Raw genomic sequence first — 19,485 nt, 5'->3', positions numbered from 1 at the left:
CAGTCGCCACGAGCCCCTCGCCGTGCGATCCCGCACGCTCTCACACCGCAACGGCCCGCCCGTTCCCGTTCGCGACCGTCAGCGCGCGATGCCAGAGTCAACGCCGCGCGCCACGCCACCCGATTCTGACCCGCGCACCTAGACACCGCAATCAAACCCCGGGAAGAGGCTCCCGCCGCATAACCGGGCGGGGTTCCGAAAAGGAAGTGGGCAGATCTCATGGCCACCAACGGGCAGTTCTCCTGGCCGTCAGTGGGCAGTTCCGTGGCCGCCTATGGGCAGTTTGGCATGGCCGCTAACAGTCGGCCGCAGCCACGCGTCACCCACGTTCCCACAATGTGCCGCAAACATACCGCCATCAGTGGGACTGGAAGCTGTGGACTGCACAGAGAACCCCAGAGAGCAGCGGCCTCCAGTGGAGGCTCTCACTAGTCTGGATCCACCCAGATGGAGGTTGTCGTCTTGTCGACCGATCGCAGCTGCCGCTTCTCCTTCGCTGACCTCAACTGGGAATCCTTGGTACTCGGTCGCGCCAGTGCCACGGTTTGCGGACATATCGTCGATCTGGACGCCGAGACCGCTACCGTCGAAGTCCGGCCAGGTAGCGGTAACCGCAGAGCCATTGAATTCGCCCGCATTCAGTAGGTCCAATGCCGCGGTGCGGAGCTCTCCTGGCTCGTACAGCGTAGGAACCACGGTGACCGCGTATTCGGCGGGCGCCGCAGTCAATGCTTCGTCTAATGCGTCGGTTGCGGCTCCGTACCAGTAGATCTCTGCGGACTTGCGATCCTCAGACAGGCTTACGGTGGAGAACTGATTGACGCTCTCCAGGCGATCCTGTGTTTCAGACGCCCAGTTCATGAGGCCTTCCGGTACAGGAGGTAGAAGCGTCTTCAGGTCGGTAGTGACGGGTATATCGATCGAAGTCGGTTCATCATCTTCGACGACATTGGATGTTGCCGTAGCGGGCGTAGCAATAGCCATGACCCCTAGTGTGAGAACTCCGGAGAACGCGAGAGTGGATCGAACGAGCATTTTTCGCATGGATCTTCCTTCTGTTGGTCAGCGAGATGGCGTCAGATAGAGTTCGGTGTCGGTGTATGTGCCGACGATTTGGATGCCTGGATCCCATGACTTGGGTCGCGTGATTGTGGAACTAGTGGGGCTGAGGTCGGCCGAACAGACAGCGTTTCCTCCGTCATCACGCCCTAGGACAACCGTGTCGTGGTGCTCCCCGTCGAGCCGCAGAGGTACGAGTGGGCACGAGGAGCTGCCTTCGGTGGTGATGATGAGCTTGGTCGTGTCGTCGATCCACGTAATAGTGACGCCCTCGGCGCCAGAGGCGACAACTTGCGCGGTGAAACCGCTTGACGGGGCGGAGAACTGAGATCGATCACTCTCCATCGGCGGCTGCTCTGGTGCGCATCCACAGGCGGACCCTAGGCATAGCGCGAGCAAGATGGCTACAAGCCCGGGTCTTCTCATCATTGCCCTCCGACCTCGAACATAGAGGGTTCGCAGCGAAAGCACAGCTTGTGACGCTGCCGCCGTTCTGGTACATGCACAACTGCCGAAATCGATCGTTATCGGGCTCTTGTGACGTATCCGTGGGTGTTTGGGCGGGTTTGAACGGGCGCACGCCGTTCTCTCGTATAGGTTTCTGGACTGTCAAGGAACAGGAACCAGTGAACGGGGAACGGCGTGCGGAATGTCAGTCTATGGTCGGCGTTGCTCGGGGTCGAGAAGACGGTGATCGAGGATGTCGAGTTCGACGAAGACGAGCAGGCGCTGATCGTGCGGGTGAGGCCACGGAAATCGGCTCGTGGCCGGTGCGGGGCGTGTGGGCGTCGCTGCCCGGCGTATGACCGTGGTGAGGGTCAGCGGCGGTGGCGGGGCCTGGATCTCGGCACGATCCGGGTATATCTGGTCGCCGACGCGTCGCGGGTGTCGTGCGCGGTGCACGGGGTGACCGTGCGGCAGGTGCCGTGGGCTCGTCATGGTGCCGGTCACACGTATGCGTTCGATGATCAGGTTGCATGGCTGGCGACGAGATCGTCGAAGAGCACGGTGACGCAGTTGATGCGGATCGCGTGGCGCACGGTCGGTGCGGTCATCGCCCGCGTCTGGGCAGATGCCGAGGCTCTGCATGACCGGTTCGACGGGCTGCGGCGGATCGGGATCGACGAGATCAGTTACAAGAGGGGCCACAAGTATCTGATGGTCGTCGTTGACCATGACACGAAGACCCTCGTATGGGCTGCGCCCGGGCGCAGCAAGGACACGCTGCGAGAGTTCTTCGACCTTCTCGGGGCGGAGCGTTGCACCCTGATCACGCATGTTTCCGCGGATGGAGCGGACTTCATCGGCAGCGTCGTGGCGGAGAAATGTCCGAACGCGGTCCGCGTCGCCGATCCATTTCATATCGTGATGTGGGCTACCGAGGCGCTCAACGAGGTGCGGCGCGAGTCGTGGAACGAGGCCCGTAAGCTCGCTCGGGCCGAGCCGAGCAGGCCACGGGGCCGCCCGCCCGCTGACGCGCCTGGCCGGCCGCAGTCCGAGCGGGCGACCAGGCTGAAGGGCGCCCGGTTCGCGCTACTGAAGAACCCGGACACCCTCACCGAGCATCAGAGCGAGAAGCTCGCGTGGATCGTGAAAGCTGACCCGCGGCTCTACCGGGCGTACCTGCTCAAAGAAGGGCTGCGGGCGATCTTCAAGATGCCGCTCGAAGCGGCACGAGACGCCCTCGACGGGTGGGTGTCGTGGGCGAGACGATCCCGGATCCCCGCGTTCGTGAAGCTTCAACGCAGCATCGTGAAACACCGTGACCGGATCCTCGCTGCGATCGAGCACGGCCTCTCCAACGCCCTCATCGAATCAACGAACACGAAGATCAGACTCATCACCCGAATCGCATTCGGCTTCAAATCAGCTGACGCGCTCATCGCCCTCGCAATGCTCACCCTCGGACCCCACCGACCCGCACTCCCCGGCCGATGACCCACGGAAGGAGCAGGAGAGCCCGTTATCGGCAGCCGCGAAGAGGTTGACGATCATGGGTACGACACGCCGATCGAGCGCCTGCCGAAACACCCTGCCGGAACCGCATCCGCCGAAACGGTCCGCGCGACGTTTCCGGCAGCCAGCGGAGACGTCAAGCTGACACGCGACTGCCGGCTGTTGGTGACCGGGCTGACCTTCACCACACAGCATCCGATGAAGGTCATCGTGGGGATGTCTCGTCTCATAAGCCGCTCTGAGGTTCAGCGGTTCAGCAACTTCAAGTAGCAGCGACACATCACGACACTTCTTTGACGAGACGGTGAATTCGTCGATGATCAGATCAAGCATGGTGGTCTGTTCGAGCACTGGTGGGCGATCGGGTTCGTGACGATCCCTGGCACTGATTCGACGCCCGTACGAACGCCCGGGGTCAGTTCGCCGTGGCGTTAGAGATCAATGGGCCCGGGCGAGGGAACTTCCGTCGGCAGCCCGCCCTCGAGGATTCGCTGGACCATGCCAATCGCACGATCGGTGAGGCCGTCGCCCGGATAGAAGTCGTCGTAGTGCGCCTCAGCATCCTCCAGCGTGGTGACACCGCAGAGAGCGAGTAACTGGCGCATGTCGTTCACGTCGCGTCCTGGCCGGTTGGCGCGGAGCTTCATGGCGAGAAGCGCGTCCTGCTCCACAGCGAAATTGAACCAGCCCGCGCTCCACCCTCGTCGTTCTCCCACGCGCGAGGCCGCGGCGAGGACAGCGTCATCACTTCCGGGCTGGACGTGCAGTGAGCCGAGGTCTCCGGTGGTACGCCGGTCGAAGTATCTGATCGCAAGCGCAGCGCCGCCGACGAGGCGTATGCCCGCGACTTCGCCAGCCGCATGAAGTTCACCCACCAGTTCGCGAAGGCCGGTGATGATGTCGTCGCGATCGAGCGCGTCTGCCATCAGACACTCGCCAGCGTGTCTCGCCAGACCAAGACGCCACGCTTGAGGAACTCTCGCGGTACATCTGCTGGCTCCGGGATCGGATCGGCGGGATCTACGTCGAGAGTGCGAGGCGCCCGGAGTCGCCTGTTCGGGGCATCGACCCATGCGGGAGGGGCAGTCCTTCTTCGCTGAGGCGAAGGTCCACGAGCGCAGCACGCAGGTATCTGCGGATCGCCGCCGCGATGGTCGCCGCGTCATCCCGCCTCGTGGGCGCGGAGTAGAGGCGATGGCCGGCGCCGCTGAGGAATCGTTCGATGGTGCTGAACTCAGCCTCGCGACCACTTTCAAACCGAGAGACCCGCCCCTGGTCGACGTTGGTTCGTTGGGCGAGATCGCGCTGAGTGAGGCCCCGGCTCTTTCGTGCAGCGCGCACGAGCACCGATGCATTGGTCATCTCGTCGCTTTCCAAAAAATGTTCTCAGAGCCATATTCTGAGGACATGTTCGGAGCCGGTATCGTCGCTGCTGCCATCGGAGCAGTGCTCTTCCACACTGCTCTCGGAAATACCCTCCGAGCGAACGCGAATGCGACGATCCCATTCGGCCGTAACCCAAGGGTGAGTACCCGCGGATCGGTGGCGTTCTGTGTGCGCGGCGGCCGCGGCGCCGAGCAACGTTAGTGGGGGCTCGCGTGCTCCTGGCGGACGTCGACTCGATTGCTAGTGTCCTGCGCCGTAAATTCGGTTGGTAAGTTGTAGAATTGGGGTATGGCACGAACTGGGCGTCCCAAGGCTGAGCTGGTCCTCACGGATGAGGAGCGGGAGCAACTCACTCGGTGGGCGAGGCGGCGGAAGTCGTCGCAGTCTCTGGCGTTGCGTTCGCGTATCGTGCTGGCCTGTGGTGACGGGCTCACGAATAAGGATGTCGCCGCGCAACTGGGCTGTTCGGCACCGACGGTCACGAAGTGGCGGTCTCGGTTCGTGGAGCATCGCCTGGATGGGCTCGTCGATGATCCGCGGCCCGGCCGACCCGCGACGGTGACCGCTGAGCAGGTCGAGGATGTCGTAGTGGCGACGCTGGAGACCACGCCGGAGAACGCGACGCACTGGTCAAGGGCGAAGATGGCCGAGCGCACAGGGTTGTCGAAGTCGACGATCGGGCGGGTCTGGAAAGCATTCGGCCTCAAGCCCCACCGCACCGACGGGTTCAAACTCTCGAACGATCCGTTGTTCGTAGAGAAGGTCTACGACATCGTTGGCCTCTACCTGGACCCACCCGAATCCGCCGTCGTTCTTTCGGTGGATGAAAAATCTCAAGTGCAGGCGCTGTCGCGGTCACAGCCCGCGTTCCCGATGATGCCGGGCATGCCCGAGAAACGCACCCACGACTACTTCCGGCACGGCACGACGAGCCTGTTCGCGGCGATGAACGTCGAGGACGGCACCGTGATCGCATCCACCCATCGTCGTCACCGGGCCACAGAGTTCAAGAAGTTCCTGGCCAAGATCGACCAGAACGTGCCCGAACACCTTGATATCCACGTGGTCTGCGACAACTACGGCACCCACAAGCATCCGACGGTGAAGACCTGGCTGACCAAGCATCCCCGGTTCCACATGCACTTCACCCCGACGTATTCCTCGTGGATCAACCAGGTCGAACGGCTCTTCGCCGAAGTCACCCGCGACCTCCTCCAGCGCTCCGATCACCGCAGCGTCCAAGCACTCGAGAAAGACCTCCGCAACTGGATCAAGGCATGGAACGAGAACCCGAAACCCTTCATCTGGACCAAGACCGCCGAGCAGATCCTCGAGTCCCTCGGACGACTATTGCAACGAACTAACGGTTCGGGACACTAGGCGTCGAACCACGCCGTGGAGTTCGACATCGACGTGATCGATCAGAGGACTCCGCACCCGCGCGGCGAGAGACGAGCCGCGCACAGGAGATCGTGCCAACTTCGAATGGCACTGCTCCTGCGCGCGGCTCGTCTCTCACTTCATGAGAGACCTCATGAGACCGAACGGGTCAGCTGAACTGGTTCATGGTGTTGTCCTTGCCGCCGGCCTTCAGCGCGGCGTCGCCGGCGAAGTACTCCTTGTGGTTGTCGCCGATGTCGCTGCCGGCCATGTTCTGGTGCTTGACGGTGGCGATGCCCTCACGGATCTCGCGGCGCTGCACGCCCTGCACGTAGGCGAGCATCCCCTCGTCGCCGAAGTAGCCCTTGGCCAGGTCATCCGTCGACAGCGCAGCCGTGTGGTAAGTCGGAAGCGTGATGAGGTGGTGGAAGATCCCGGCCTGGGCGGACCCGTCGCGCTGGAAGTCGCGGATCATCTCATCGGCCAGTCGTCCGAGCTCGGTGCCGTCGTACTCGACGCTCATGAGCGCCGCGCGATCGTATGCCGAGACATCTTTGCCCTCGGCGGCGAACCGGTCGTAGGCCTGCTGGCGGAAGTTGAGGGTCCAGTTGAAGGACGGGCTGTTGTTGTAGACGAGCTTCGCGTTCGGGATGACCTTGCGCACCTCGTTCATCATTCCCGCGATCTGGGCGACGTGCGGCTTCTCGGTCTCGATCCACAACAGGTCGGCTCCGTTCTGCAACGACGTGATGCTGTCGAGCACGCAGCGCTCCTCGCCGGTTCCTGCACGGAACTGGTACAGGTTGCTCGCGAGGCGCTTCGGGCGCAGCAGCTTGCCGTCGCGCTTGATGACGACATCCCCGTCGCCCAACTCGGCCGCGGAGATCTCTTCGACGTCGAGGAAAGAGTTGTACTGGTCGCCGAGGTCACCGGGGGCCTGGGAGACCGCGAGCTTCTGCGTGAGGCCCGCACCGAGCGAGTCGGTGCGCGCCACGATCACGCCGTTGTCGATCCCGAGCTCGAGGAATGCGTAACGCACGGCGGTGAGTTTCGCGATGAAGTCCTCGTGCGGCACCGTGACCTTGCCGTCCTGGTGGCCGCACTGCTTCTCGTCGGAGACCTGGTTCTCGATCTGGATGGCGCAGGCGCCCGCCTCGATCATCTTCTTGGCGAGAAGGTAGGTCGCCTCCGGATTGCCGAAGCCGGCGTCGATGTCGGCGATGATCGGCACGACGTGAGTCTCGTAGTTGTCGATCTGCGACTGGATGAACTCCTCCGTCGTCTCGTCGCCTGCCGCGCGGGCGTCATCGAGCTTGGTGAACAGCAGGTCGAGCTCGCGGGCATCGGCCTGGCGGAGGAAGGTGTACAGCTCCTCGATGAGCGCGGGCACGGAGGTCTTCTCGTGCATCGACTGATCGGGAAGGGGCCCGAACTCGGAACGGAGGGCTGCGACCATCCACCCGGAAAGGTAGAGGTAGCGCTTGTTCGTGGTCTTCAGGTGCTTCTTGATCGAGATGAGCTTCTGCTGACCGATGAATCCGTGCCAGACGCCGAGCGACTGCGTGTAGAGCGACGAGTCGGCGTCGTACTCGCCCATGTCGCGGCGCATGATGTCGGCCGTGTACTGAGCGATCTCGAGCCCGGTCCTGAACCTGTTCTGCGCCCGCATGCGGGCGACGGACTCGGGGTTGATGGCGTTCCAGCTGGAGCCGTTCTCGTCGGTGAGAGTGCGGATGGCGTCGATGTCGTCTTGGTACGCAGTCATTTCGATTCCTTTGCGGTGTGGGCTGTCAGGAACCACTCTGCGCCAAGAAATGTGCCTCTTCCCGCCATTGAGCTTGTGAAGACTCGCGAAAATTCTGTTATTTGAAAGACTCTGTGTGGGGCGTCGCGATAATCACGATCGCCGTACTGACCTACCGACGATTCATGCCATTGCGCTCTGGCTCGGCTGAACCGGTCGTCAGCGCAGGCTCTGCGCGAGTCAGCTTGATGCGGGCGCGTCCAGTTCGGCTGCGCGAGCATGCAGGGCCTTCCGGTCGATCTTGCCGACGTCGTTGCGCGGCAGATCGCTGACGAAGGTCCACCGATCGGGAACCTTGTAGGCCGCGAGTCGTTCGGATGCGTAGGCGACGAGCTCATGCTCTGAGGGAGCAGGCGCCGCCGGAGTCGGCTGCACGAAAGCGTGCACGAGCGCGCCGAGCCGCGGGTCGGGCGTTCCCACCACACCGCTCAGCTCGACATCCGGGTGCGCGTTCAGCACGTCCTCGACTTCACCGGGTGAGATGTTCGAACCGCCCTTGATGATGACTTCCTTGATGCGTCCCTCGAAGTAGTAATAGCCGTCCTCGTCGCGCCGCCCGAGGTCGCCGGTGCGGAGCCAACCGTCGACGAACACAGCCTGAGTGTTCTCGGGATCGTCCCAGTACCCGGCCATGACGGACGTGCTGCGGATCAGGAACTCGCCGACTTCGCCGTCTGGGACCTCTCGCCCATCGTGCACCAACCGGATCTCGATGCCCTGACGGGCCTGGCCGATGGAACCACGCTTGATGATTCCGAACGGCGGATTCATGCAGCATCCCTCGCACTCGGTCATGCCGTACGCCTGATTCAACTCGAGGTCCTCGATCTTGGCGAACTGCGCGTACAAGTCGGGCGAGATCTGATCGCCGCCGCACTGCACCTCGCGCAGGCTTGCGAAGTCGACGCCCTCTGCCCGAGGAGAAGCGACCGCGTCGAGCAGCTGCGCAGGCAGGAGCAGAGTGCGCGTCGGCCTATGCCGCGTCACGGCTTCGAGGAAGAGATCGGGTTCGCTCTCTTCCAGGATGACCACGCTGCCCCCGGCGTACAACGTCGGGAAGGTCACGCCGATCGATCCGCCGCCGTGGCAGATCGCGGTCGCGGCGAGCGAGACGTCGTCTGCAGTGAGCTGCTGCGTCGCTGCGCGTCCGGCGGCCGTGTCGAGGATCGAGCGATGGGTGTGCACGACGCCCTTGGGCTTGCCAGTGCTTCCGGACGTGTAGAGGATCATGGCCGGATCGTCATCATCGATCGGCGGCCACTCCGATCCGCTCGAGGCGTCACCGTCCACCTGATCCCAGGTGTTCCCCGCATCCGCCGGCACGTCGCCGTAGAGGTAGATCGACTCGAGCGTCGGGATCTCCGCCTTCACATCCTGGACGCGCGAGTAGAGCGGTCCATCCGTGAGCAGCAGCTTCGCTCCGCAGTGGTTGCATGCGAACGCGACCTCGTCGGCCTGAAAGCGATGGTTGAGAGGCACGGCGACCGCGCCGATGCGGAAGCACGCGAGATAAAGTTCGATGAACTCCGAGCGATTGCGCATGAAGATCGCGACGCGATCGCCGTGCGTGACGCCGACCGCCAGGAGCCGACGCTGAGCGGTCGACATCGTCGGCGAGCGTTCGATACGGCGTCACCGCGTCCCTGAAGATCAGTGCGGTCTTGTCTGGCGTGTCTTCGAGGGATTTCGTATAGAGCGCACTGAGCGACATGCTCCAGGTATATACCAACGGCGCCGGCTGCGACAGGGGTGACTTCCGGACGGCGGGTGACGTCCCGCGCCCCGCGCGCCAGACTCGTGTCATGGCTGCATGGGTGCTGCACGTCGACATCGATCAGTTCATCGCCGCGGTGGAGGTGCTGCGGCGATCCGAACTCGCCGGTCATGCGTTCGACGACTGCGCGGCTGACGGGTCCGGATCGTCGGTGGCGCGCAGCGTGACGCGCACCCTGGCGATGCGCCGACGATCGAGCTCGGCTACCTGGATCGTCGCTCCAGGCACGTCGACGGCATCTCCCACGAGGGCAAGGCGGCCCAGACGTTCGGTCACGAACCCGGCGATAGTGTCCGACGAACCTCGCGGCAATTCGAGGCCCGTCGCCTCTTCGAAGTCCTGCAGGTTCAGGCGTCCGTCGATACCACCGCCCGGAGCATCCAGCACTGCCGTGTCGTACTCGTCGAATATCTCGCCGACGACTTCTTCGACCAGATCCTCCAGCGTGACAAGCCCGTCCGTCCCGCCGTACTCGTCGACGACGACGGCGATCTGGTGTCCATCCGCACGCATTCGCGACAGTGTAGGCAGGACCCGCGCTGTCGATGGGATGTAGGGGATCTCGCGGATGAGAGCAGCGAGCGGACGCCCTGGATCGTCGGCAACCGCTTCGAAGAGATCGCGGACATGGACGAACCCGGTGATGTCGTCAATGGACCGGTCCGAGATGGGGTAGCGGGAGAACGGGAGCTCTCGTATCTGGGTCATCACCTCGGCGATGCTCGCCGTCTTGTCGAGCGCGATCACCTCCGGGCGAGGGCGCATGACCTCGCTGATCTGGCGCCCGCGGAGGGAGAGCACGTCATCGAGGATGCGCCGCTCGTCATCAGGGAGGCCCTGATGCGTGGCGACGATGTCGCGGACTTCCTCGTCGGTCAGCTCATCAGACGTCTTGTGCGGATCTCCGCCCAGGAGACGCACGATCGCGTTGGTCGAAACGGACAGAAGCCAGATCACCGGCCGCATCACGGTCGCGAAGCCATCCAGCGCCGGGGCGACCGCGTACGCGAACTGGGCGTTTCGCTGGATGGCGAGCCGCTTCGGTACCAGTTCACCCAGCACGAGGGAGAGGTACGCGATGATCAAAGTGAGAACAAGCGTCGCGATCGTGAGGGCGAGAGGCGGAGCAAGCCCCCACGATTCGAGCAGGGGCACCAGGGACGGCGCGATCGACGTCGCTCCATACGCGGCCGAGGCGAAGCCGGCCACGGTGACGCCGATCTGCACTGCAGAGAGGAAGGTGTTCGGGTTGCGAGCCAGCGCCGCCACCTTCGCGCCACGGCGACCACGCTGTCCAATCGCGTTGATCTGACTCTCGCGCAGAGTGACGAGCGCCATCTCGGTGGCAGCGAATGCCCCACCGATCAGGACGAACGTGAAGACTAGAGCGATGTTCCAGAGCAGGTCTGCCATCAGTGAGCATTCTTCTCTGCCATGGGGTGCGCGCCCGGAGTGAACCGGGCGCTCGTACTGTCAGGATCCGAAGAGTCAGAACAGCGTTGCGGCGCGCTCAATAGTGCTCCTTGTGGGTGATGGTTTCGGACGACCGAGAAACTGATGCGGGTGAACGACGTGTCTTCAAGAGACTCGCGATGGTCGCCACGGCGACGGTCGCAGCGATGAAGAGCAATGAGAACCAGATCGGGATCTCTGGGGCCCACAACACCGCCTCGCCTCCGTTGATGAACGGAAGCTCATTGACGTACAGGGCGTGGAACACGAGCTTGACCCCGATGAAGGCGAGGATGACCGCGAGCCCCTGCGCGAGGTAGACCAGGCGTTCGAGAAGCCCGCCGATGAGGAAGTACAGCTGGCGCAGTCCCATGAGCGCGAAGGCGTTCGCGGTGAAGACGATGTATGCCTGATCGGTCAGACCGTAGATCGCGGGGATCGAGTCGACCGCGAACACCAGGTCGATGAAGCCGATCGCGATGATGGTGAGGAGCATCGGGGTGACGAAGCGCTTGCCGTTCTTGACGACGGTGAGCTTGTCGTTGTTGTACTCGTCGCTGACAGGAAGGTGGCGACGCACGAAGCGCATGAAGCGACCGTTCGCCGGGTCGCTGTCGTGGTTGCCGAATGCCTGCCGGTAAGCGAGCACAAGGAGCAGCGCGCCGAACAGGTAGAAGATCCACGAGAAATTCTCGATCAGCGTGGCGCCCACGGCGATGAAGATGCCACGGAGGATCAGCGCGATCACGATGCCGATCATCAACACCTTCTGCTGATAGATCTTCGGCACGGCGAAGCCGGCCATCACGATGAGGAAGACGAAGAGGTTGTCGATCGACAGCGCCTTCTCAGTCAGGTACCCCGCGAAGTACTCTCCGCCGAAGGTCCAGCCGGAGACGACGCCGATGCCGACGCCGAACAGCAGCGCAAGGCTGATGTAGAACACCGACCAGCGGGCGGACTCGCCGATCGTCGGCTCGTGCGGTGTGCGCACATGCGCGAAGAACTCATAGACGAAGAAGGCGATCGTGATCGCGATCGTGATGACCCAGATGAGCGGGGTGATTTCCAAGAGAATCTCCAGACGTGGCGTGGCGATGCAGCGCCAAAGTCTTCTCCATTCCTGAGATCAGGAACCGGTGATCCGGGATGCGACGTGCATCCGTAATGACGAACCGTCCGTATCGGAGTACTCCCCTTGGAGGTACCAGTGTACGAGAGGCGGATGACGTTTCCTGATGATGCGCCGAGAGCCGTCGTCGGGAGGGAGGGTCAGTACCAGTTCACCGACTGCGACTGGCCCCACGCCGAGCACGGGCTGCCGTAGGCGCGCTGGATGTAGTCCAGGCCCCAGCGGATCTGCGTGGTCGCGTTGGTCGCCCAGTCCGCACCGAAACTGGCCATCTTGTCGCCGGGCAGCGACTGCGGGATGCCGGTGGCGCCGCCGTCCTGGTTGTAGGCCTCGTAGTTCCAGCCCGATTCCTTCTCCCACAGCAGATTCAGGCATTCGAACTCGCCGCTGCCCCAGCCGTACTGGTCGGCGGCGATGGCTGCCGCCGTCGCCTTGGCAGCGTCGGGCGTGTTCGCATTGGCGAGAGCGGCAGCGGCGGCTTCGGCGGCCGCCGCCTGCTTGGCGGCTTCGACTGCAGCGAGGGCGGCAGTCTGACGCTCGCGCAGCGCGGCCGTCTGGGTCGTGACGGAAGTGATCTCTGCGCTGGCCTTCACGCGCACGATGGGCAGCTCCAGCGCGGAGAGCGCATCGACGTCGTCCAGGTCGTCCATGGCCTCGAGCAGGCCGGAGGTGTCGACAGCGGTGCTCGCCTCGCCGAGGTCGAGGCCGCTGTTCTGTGCTGCGGAGACCGCCGCAGCGGCGTCGGTCAGCGCTGAGCGGCCGGCGACGACAGCCTCAGCCGCTGCGGCGGTCTCGACGCCGGATGGCTTGGCATCGGCGACGGAGGTCTGCGCGGTCATGGCCGCGACGGCGGGGGCAGCGACGGCGATTCCGGTGGCGACGAGGACGCCGATCGCGAGGCTGATGCCGGCTTTGCGCCGACGGGCAGGGGACTGCAACTGGTTCTTGAGCATGACGAACGTGTGATCCTTAGGGTAACCACGCCGCACGGAGCGGCAGGCGCGCCCTTTCGGGTCGGACGCGCAAAGTAACGATTCTGCATCAGTGCTTCTGTGCAGAACCTCCGTGTCCCCTGGATGCGCGGTGTGAACGCGATCGCGTCAGTGCGTCGTGCGGCCCGCCGTTCGGCGCTGCCTGGTCGCCTCATAGAGGATCGCCGCGGTCGCATTCGCGGCGTTCAGCGAAGAAGCGTGACCTGTCATCGGGATGCGGGTCAGCACATCGCACGCTTCCTTCCAGGCCGCCGACATGCCGGAGTGCTCGTTGCCTGTCACGAGAAGCGTCGGCTTCGTGAGGTCGACATCCCACACGTCGTGCATACCGTCTTCAGCCGTTCCCACGATCTGGATCTCGACGCCGTCGGCGCGCAGCTTCTCGATCCATTCGAGAGCAGGATGGATGCCGGGGATCCGGACGGTCGGCGTCATGATGGCTGATCCGGTGGAGGCGCGCAGCGCGCGTGGGTCATAAGGGTCGGCGGCATGCCCGGTCACGATCACGCCGTGGCCGCCGAGTGCATCCACCGAGCGCACGATCGAGCCGATGTTGCCGGGGGAGGCCGGGCGGTCCAGGGCGACGAAGAGGGCATCGGCCGAGATTGGAAGCCGGGACAGGTCGTCGGCGGGAATCGCGACGATCAGCAGAAGCTCCGGTGGCTCCTCCTCCTTCTCGCCGAGTTCAGTCATGAGTTCAGGCGCGACCAGCCACGACGCGGCGCCCGTCGCCTGTACGGCGGCGATCGTCTCGGACGCCCAGGGTGAGCGCCTGTTCGTGTGCGTGATCAGCACCGCCCGCACCTCGAGGTCGGATTCGAGCACGAGGTTGATGGGGCGCACGCCCTGCACGATCATCTCGCCAGCGCGATTTCGCTTCGTGCGGTTGCCGAGCAGCGTCTCCCAGTACTGGAATGTCGCGTTGCGAGTGGAGACCGCCTTGGTGTTCGAGACCGGCTTCGCGCGCTGCTGGCGGTGTTCGTGTGGCATGGATTCGAGCGTACCGGGAGACCTGAGAAGAACCTCGGTACTCACTGTTGCCAAGTACCGGTACTTGGTTTCGAGCAGCGCGGTCTCGTGGACGTGGAGAAGGTCCCTTCCGAGAAGGGCCCGCCGCGCAAGGTCTACTCCATCAACCCGCAGGGGCGAGAGCAGCTCGTCGAGTTCTGGGGGACGTGGCGTTTCCTCGCCGAACGCCACGGCTATGCACCGGTACTTCTTGTATTACGGCGGCATCACCAGCGGCGACACCATCACTCAGATGTTCACGGAACTCGTCGACCTCTGGGAGCGGGCGTCCGTCGACGGCACCCCTGTGCGCGACATCGTCGGCGACGACCCGGTCGACTTCACCGAGACGTTCGCCAAGTCCTACCAGGGCAAGGAATGGATCGACAAGGAGCGCGCCCGCCTCAACAAGGCGTTCGACCAGGCGATCGGAAAGGAGACCCGCTCATGACCACCGCGGCCATCCAGGTGCGCGGCATCCGCAAGTCCTTCAAGGACCTCGAGGTGCTGCGCGGCGTCGACTTCGACGTCCGAATGACGCACGCCAGTCGATCAGCCTGACCGGTCAGTTCGCCGCGGTGGACGAAGTGCTCACCGGCCGTGAGAATCTCATCCTCGTGGCAAGACTGCGTCACCTGGAGAACCCGGGTGCGATCGCCGACGGCATGCTCGCTCGGTTCTCGCTGACGGATGCCGGTGGGCGAAAGGCCGCCACGTATTCCGGCGGCGTGCGACGCCGACTCGACATCGCGATGAGCCTGATCGGCAATCCGCCGATCATCTTCCTCGACGAGCCGACCACGGGCCTTGACCCGCAGGCGCGGATCGAGGTGTGGCAGAGCGTGAAGGATCTCGCCAAGGCCGGCACCACTGTGCTCCTCACCACGCAATACCTCGATGAGGCGGAGCATCTTGCCGACCGCATCGCGATCCTGCACAAGGGCACCATCATCCAGAACGGCACGCTCGCCGAACTCAAGCAACTTCTCCCCTCGGCGAAGGTCGAGTACATCGAGAAGCAGCCGTCCCTCGAGGACGTCTTCCTCGCGCTCGTCGGCGACCCTTCGACAGGCTCAGGGAGCGCAAACTCGATCGCTGAGTCTGTCGAAGCGCCCCAAGGAGAGGACCTCTGATGGCCTCCCACGTTCTCAGCGACATGCGCGTCCTCACGTGTCGGTCGCTGACCCACATCCTCCGCAGCCCCGACACGATCATCACCACCGCGGTCACCCCGATCGCGCTGATGCTCCTGTTCGTGTACGTGCTCGGCGGGGCGATCGACACCGGTTCGGATGAGTCGTACATCAACTACATGCTCCCCGGCATCCTGCTGATCACCATCGCATCCGGCATCGCGTACACGGCGTAGCGACTCAGTCGGACGACGTCGCGAACGAATCCTCGATCGCGACCATCCACGAGATGCCGAAGCGGTCGACGAGCATGCCGAACTCGCCGCCCCAGGGGGCTTCGCCCAGCGGAATGGTGGCGGTTCCGCCATCGACGAGGCCTTCCCATGCGCGGTGCAGGTAGTCGGTGTCGACTGAGCCGCCACTGAGCGAAACCGAGATCCCCTGCGGCGTCTCGTACTCCATGCCGGTGGGGGTGTCCGACGCCATGAGCACGAGCCCGCCCGGAGCGTTCAGTTGCGCGTGCATCACGAGGTTCTCCTCGCCTTCGGCGGTCCCGCTGTCGGGCATGTCGCCGAACGTGCTGACGGCGAGATCTCCGCCGAGGACGCCTTGGTAGAACTGCATCGCCTCACGGGCGGTGTCGCGGAAGGACAGGTAGGGGTTGAGATTCGGCATGATCGCTCCTTCGGATGGGTGCGCGGATGCAACCAGTCTGCGCCGCGCACCGGCGATCCTCAATGGCGTTCGGCGACAGGTCACTCCACGAGCTTGCCCTCGGACGACACCTCGCGCATCAGATCCTGGATCTCGGCGGGCACCGGCGGGATCTCCTCGCGCGTCACGCCGGTGCTCGGTGACCAGACCAGGTTCACCTGCAACGTCGGATCCTCGTCCGGGAAGTCGCTGCGGTTGTGGGCTCCTCGGGTCTCGCGGCGCTCCAGTGCTGCTTCGAGAGTCGCGCGCGCGGCGACAGCCGAGCCCTTGAGATCGAAGGCGTGCGCGAGGTCCTGGAACCCTGCGATGTCGGGGTGGATGCCGATGTCATCCATCCGTCCTTCGATCATGTCGAGCTCGGCGAGGCCGGCGCGCAACCCTTCCGCGGAGCGCACCACACCGGCGTGCTCGGTCATGGTGTTGCGGATCGCGCGCTGCAGCGCGCGCACGTTCTCCCGACCGTCCGAAGCCAGCAGGTCGTCGATCTCGGCCCGCGCCTGCGCGATGGCCTCAGGAGATCTCCGCTGTGCATCCAGAGATGAGGCGTGCGCGATCGCCGCCTGACCGACGATGCGCCCGTACACGAGCAGCTCGATCAGGGAGTTGCCGCCGAGGCGGTTCGCGCCGTGCAATCCGCTCGACGCCTCGCCGATCGCGTAGAGCCCGTCGACGTCGGTGCCGTGATCTTCAGGGCGCACCCACACGCCGCCCATCGAATAGTGCGCGGTCGGGGCGATCTCGATCGGGTCGGTCGTGATGTCGAGCATCTGCAGCTCCATCATCGTCTGGTACACGCGGGGGAGCCGGGTCATGATCGTCTCGCGGGGCAGGTGCGAGACGTCGAGCCACACGCCGCCGTTCTCGGTGCCGCGACCCTCCTTGATCTCGGTGTACGCGGCCAGTGCGACGCGGTCGCGGGTGGAGAGCTCCATCCGTTCGGGGTCGTACTTCGCCATGAAGCGCTCGCCGAGGGCGTTGCGCAGGAGGCCGCCCTCACCGCGGGCGGCCTCCGAGATGAGGGTGCCCGCCGCGCTCTCGGGCTCGATGATCCCGGACGGATGGAACTGCACGAGTTCCGGATCGCGCAGGCGCGCGCCGGCGTCGACGGCCAGCCGGAACGCGTCGCCGGTGTTCTCGTCGCGTCGTGACGAAGTGCGGCGCCAGATGCGCGTGTGCCCTCCCGCGGCGAGGATCACGGCATCCGCGTGGATGAGGTAGCGCGTGCCGTCGCTCTGATCGAAGCCGTATGCACCGAACACGACGTTGTCCTTCACGAGGATGCGCGTGATGTAGATGCCGTCGAGGATGGGCACGTCGAGCTGCTCGGCCCGCCGCACGAGGGTCCGCTGGATCTCGAGCCCGGTGTAGTCACCGGCGAATGCCGTGCGACGGAAGGTGTGCGCGCCGAAGAAGCGCTGAGAGATGCGCCCGTCGTCCTCACGCGCGAAGTCCATGCCCCAGCGCTCGAGATCGCGGATGCCGCGCTCGGCGCCTTGCGCCACGACCTCGACTGTGTGCGGGTTCGCGAGCAGGTAGCTCTCCTTGATCGTGTCGGCGGCGTGCTGCTGCCAGGTGTCGCCTGGATCCATCGTGGCGAGCGCGGCGTTGATGCCGCCTGCCGCGAGCGCGGTGTGCGCGTCGGCGCGAGGCCGTTTGCCGACGGCCAGCACGTCCACGCCGCGCTCTGCGACTTCGATCGCGGCGCGCAGGCCGGAACCGCCCGTGCCGATGACGAGGACGGTGGTGGAGATCTGTCGTTCGCGAGTGCTCATGCATCCACGCTAAGAACTTCTCATCGATAACTCCAATGCATAGATTGACTTGTCCTGATAGCGTGAAAGCATGAACCTGGAGCAGTTGCGCGGCTTCGTCGAAGTCGCCGATCTCGGACATTTCACGCAGGCCGCGGCGAAGCTGCACCTTGCGCAGCCGACGCTGAGCCGCCAGATCTCGTCGCTCGAGATCGAGCTGGGCGCCGAGCTGTTCCATCGTGCTCGTGGCAACATCACGCTCACCGACGCGGGTGAGACGTTGCTTCCCCGTGCACGGCGGATGCTGGCGGATGCGGACACCATCCGCGCCGAGATGGGTGAGCTCGCCGGGCTTCAGCGCGGCCGGGTGCGCCTCGGAGCCACCCCCACGCTCTGCATCAGCCTCGTCGCCGAGGCGATGGCGGCCTTTCATGCGACGCATCCGGGCGTCGAGTTGCTGCTCACGGAGGCGGGGTCGAATGTCCTGATCGAGCAGCTCGCCGCCGGCACAGTCGACATGGCGCTCATCACACTGTCGGATGCCCTCCCGGTGTCAGTCTCGGCGCTGGTACGCACTCCGCTGCTCACTGAGGAGCTCGTGGTCGTCTCTTCTGCCGAGCACGCACCGGTCGCAGACGAAGGCATCGACCTCGAGGCGCTATCGCGTCTGCCGCTCGTCTTCTTCGCCGAGAGCTACGACCTGCGAGGGGTGACGGATGCTGCGTTCCGTGCGGCCGGGCTCGCGCCGACGCCGGTGGTGGAGGGCGCGGAGATGGATGCCGTGCTGCGGTTCGTGGAGCGAGGCCTCGGGGTGGCGGTGGTGCCGGCGATGGTCCTGCTCGATCGGCCGACGCTGCGCTCGACACGGCTCATCGATCTGCGGTTAATCCGCACGATCGGTCTCGCCCACCGCTCCGACGTCAATCCCACTCGCGCCGCAGCGGCCATGCGCCGGGTCATCACCGCGACTGCCGGCGAGCTCGTCGATCGCGATCCGGCGACGATGGAGCTGGTGACGGGGCCCTCGGGTGGTGCGTCCGCGCGCTGACCCCGGTGGGTCGTCGCCTCGCATTCGCCAGCACGATGCTGCCGAGCACGAGTGCGATGCCCATCAGCTGCAGTGCGCTGAGTGTCTCGCCGCTGATCAGCACCCCGAGCGCGACACCGGTGACGGGGTTGAGCAGCCCGATCACACCGACGACACCGGCAGGCAGATGACGGAACCCGCTGAACCAGCAGAAGAAGCCGAGAGCGGTGGCGATCAGGCTGATGTAGGCGAACGCCGCGAACTCGGTCGGGGTCACGGCGGACGGAGCGCCTTCGATGAGTGCGGCGACGATGCTCAGCTCGATGCCGCCGACGAGCAGCTGCCACGCGGTGACCGTGAGCACGGGGGTGCCGTCGTTCCACCGCTTCATGAGGATCGCGCCGAGAGCCGACATCGCCATGGACGTGATGGATGCCGCGATGCCCCAGGCGTCCAATCGTCCTGTGGCGGTGCCGACGATGAGCAGGACACCAGCGGCGCCGATGCCTGCGCCGATGAGCACACGTGCCGTCGGTGGTTCGCGGAGGATCAGCCAGGCGAACGCCGCGATCATCAGCGGCGCCACTGAGGTCACGGATGCGGCCACGCTGGATGGAAGCAGCTGTGCTGCGACGTAGACCAGGCAGAAGAACAGGCCCATGTTCAGCGTGCCGAGGACGATCGAACGCCACCACCATGCGCCGTGCGGGAGCCGCCGCACGACCAGTAGTAGAACGAGTCCGGCCGGCAACGCGCGGATGGCCGACCCCCACAGCGGTGAGTCGGCGGGCAGGAACTCCCGGGTGACCCAGTACGTCGATCCGAACACGATGGGTCCGATCGCTGCGATGAGCGGCCAGCGGGCACGGTTCCAGAGCCGCATCCGGCGCGACGTAACAGTTTCCATGGAAACGAGT

Annotated in this window: 16 protein-coding genes and 3 pseudogenes; 7 read left to right on the top strand and 12 right to left on the bottom strand. The window is 64.7% G+C overall.

Annotated elements, in window-relative coordinates:
• Nucleotides 1-249: 249 nt before the first annotated feature.
• Nucleotides 250-984 (bottom strand): chymotrypsin family serine protease, encoded by a 735-nt coding sequence (locus JF52_RS17195; RefSeq protein ID WP_152594818.1) that lies wholly within the window; start codon nucleotides 982-984, stop codon nucleotides 250-252.
• 717 nt (nucleotides 985-1,701) lie between these two features.
• Here JF52_RS17195 and JF52_RS0104205 point away from each other — a divergent pair.
• A complete protein-coding gene (locus JF52_RS0104205; RefSeq protein ID WP_033105162.1) occupies nucleotides 1,702-2,997 on the top strand; it encodes an ISL3 family transposase in 1,296 nt (431 codons plus the stop codon).
• Between the two features lie 449 nt (nucleotides 2,998-3,446).
• Here the strand turns inward: JF52_RS0104205 and JF52_RS0104200 are convergent, their stop codons facing one another.
• Both JF52_RS0104200 and JF52_RS0104195 read right to left on the bottom strand, forming a co-directional pair.
• A complete protein-coding gene (locus JF52_RS0104200) occupies nucleotides 3,447-3,941 on the bottom strand; it encodes a hypothetical protein (RefSeq protein ID WP_033105161.1) in 495 nt (164 codons plus the stop codon).
• A 94-nt stretch (nucleotides 3,942-4,035) separates the two neighbouring features.
• A complete protein-coding gene (locus JF52_RS0104195) occupies nucleotides 4,036-4,377 on the bottom strand; it encodes a helix-turn-helix domain-containing protein (protein ID WP_033105160.1) in 342 nt (113 codons plus the stop codon).
• A gap of 312 nt (nucleotides 4,378-4,689) precedes the next feature.
• Here JF52_RS0104195 and JF52_RS0104190 point away from each other — a divergent pair, with 312 nt between their 5' ends.
• On the top strand, nucleotides 4,690-5,781 hold the full coding sequence (locus tag JF52_RS0104190; protein ID WP_033105159.1) for an IS630 family transposase: 1,092 nt from the start codon (nucleotides 4,690-4,692) through the stop codon (nucleotides 5,779-5,781).
• Between the two features lie 169 nt (nucleotides 5,782-5,950).
• On the opposite strand, the gene JF52_RS0104185 is transcribed toward JF52_RS0104190, so the two are convergent.
• The 6 genes from JF52_RS0104185 to JF52_RS0104160 all read right to left on the bottom strand — a co-directional run bounded on the left by JF52_RS0104185 (nucleotide 5,951) and on the right by JF52_RS0104160 (nucleotide 13,925).
• Nucleotides 5,951-7,546 (bottom strand): isocitrate lyase, encoded by a 1,596-nt coding sequence (locus JF52_RS0104185; RefSeq protein WP_033105158.1) that lies wholly within the window; start codon nucleotides 7,544-7,546, stop codon nucleotides 5,951-5,953.
• A 219-nt stretch (nucleotides 7,547-7,765) separates the two neighbouring features.
• Entirely contained in the window at nucleotides 7,766-9,193 is a 1,428-nt protein-coding gene (locus JF52_RS0104180) for a class I adenylate-forming enzyme family protein (RefSeq protein ID WP_033105157.1), read from the bottom strand.
• A 274-nt stretch (nucleotides 9,194-9,467) separates the two neighbouring features.
• Nucleotides 9,468-10,772: a hemolysin family protein gene (locus tag JF52_RS0104175; RefSeq protein ID WP_033105156.1), complete on the bottom strand. Its 1,305-nt coding sequence runs from the start codon at nucleotides 10,770-10,772 to the stop codon at nucleotides 9,468-9,470.
• A 97-nt stretch (nucleotides 10,773-10,869) separates the two neighbouring features.
• Nucleotides 10,870-11,883 carry a TerC family protein gene (locus JF52_RS0104170; RefSeq protein WP_033105155.1) on the bottom strand — a complete coding sequence of 338 codons (1,014 nt, stop codon included), beginning with the start codon at nucleotides 11,881-11,883 and terminating at the stop codon, nucleotides 10,870-10,872.
• A 200-nt stretch (nucleotides 11,884-12,083) separates the two neighbouring features.
• Entirely contained in the window at nucleotides 12,084-12,896 is an 813-nt protein-coding gene (locus JF52_RS0104165) for an aggregation-promoting factor C-terminal-like domain-containing protein (protein WP_033105154.1), read from the bottom strand.
• Between the two features lie 147 nt (nucleotides 12,897-13,043).
• On the bottom strand, nucleotides 13,044-13,925 hold the full coding sequence (locus JF52_RS0104160) for a TrmH family RNA methyltransferase (protein ID WP_033105153.1): 882 nt from the start codon (nucleotides 13,923-13,925) through the stop codon (nucleotides 13,044-13,046).
• On the opposite strand from JF52_RS0104160, the pseudogene JF52_RS17970 reads away from it, so the two are divergent.
• The 4 genes and pseudogenes from JF52_RS17970 to JF52_RS0104145 all read left to right on the top strand — a co-directional run.
• Nucleotides 13,845-14,132, top strand: a pseudogene (locus JF52_RS17970) (PadR family transcriptional regulator); the annotation flags it as partial. The gene JF52_RS0104160 and the pseudogene JF52_RS17970 overlap by 81 nt on opposite strands.
• Nucleotides 14,133-14,139: 7 nt before the next feature.
• On the top strand, nucleotides 14,140-14,394 hold the full coding sequence (locus JF52_RS0104155) for a DUF1048 domain-containing protein (RefSeq protein ID WP_052166741.1): 255 nt from the start codon (nucleotides 14,140-14,142) through the stop codon (nucleotides 14,392-14,394).
• Nucleotides 14,391-15,076: pseudogene (locus tag JF52_RS16260) on the top strand (ABC transporter ATP-binding protein). The gene JF52_RS0104155 and the pseudogene JF52_RS16260 overlap by 4 nt, the downstream one beginning before the upstream one ends.
• Nucleotides 15,076-15,309 (top strand): annotated as a pseudogene (locus JF52_RS0104145) (ABC transporter permease); the annotation flags it as partial. The pseudogenes JF52_RS16260 and JF52_RS0104145, both read left to right, overlap by 1 nt.
• A 7-nt stretch (nucleotides 15,310-15,316) precedes the next feature.
• Here the strand turns inward: JF52_RS0104145 and JF52_RS0104140 are convergent.
• On the bottom strand, nucleotides 15,317-15,751 hold the full coding sequence (locus JF52_RS0104140) for a VOC family protein (protein WP_033105152.1): 435 nt from the start codon (nucleotides 15,749-15,751) through the stop codon (nucleotides 15,317-15,319).
• An 80-nt stretch (nucleotides 15,752-15,831) separates the two neighbouring features.
• A complete protein-coding gene (locus JF52_RS0104135; protein ID WP_033105151.1) occupies nucleotides 15,832-17,562 on the bottom strand; it encodes an L-aspartate oxidase in 1,731 nt (576 codons plus the stop codon).
• A gap of 70 nt (nucleotides 17,563-17,632) precedes the next feature.
• Between JF52_RS0104135 and JF52_RS0104130 the strand changes: the two genes are divergently transcribed.
• Nucleotides 17,633-18,589, top strand: coding sequence for a LysR family transcriptional regulator (locus JF52_RS0104130; RefSeq protein WP_033105150.1), 957 nt, complete (start codon nucleotides 17,633-17,635; stop codon nucleotides 18,587-18,589).
• Here the strand turns inward: JF52_RS0104130 and JF52_RS0104125 are convergent.
• Nucleotides 18,501-19,475: a DMT family transporter gene (locus tag JF52_RS0104125; RefSeq protein ID WP_084595559.1), complete on the bottom strand. Its 975-nt coding sequence runs from the start codon at nucleotides 19,473-19,475 to the stop codon at nucleotides 18,501-18,503. The genes JF52_RS0104130 and JF52_RS0104125 overlap by 89 nt on opposite strands.
• Nucleotides 19,476-19,485 lie beyond the last annotated feature (10 nt).

It is taken from the genome of Microbacterium profundi, from assembly GCF_000763375.1.
In the GTDB taxonomy this organism is placed as follows: domain Bacteria; phylum Actinomycetota; class Actinomycetes; order Actinomycetales; family Microbacteriaceae; genus Microbacterium; species Microbacterium profundi.
Note: the sequence above shows the minus strand (reverse complement) of the source record. Positions and strands in the feature narration are given on the sequence as shown.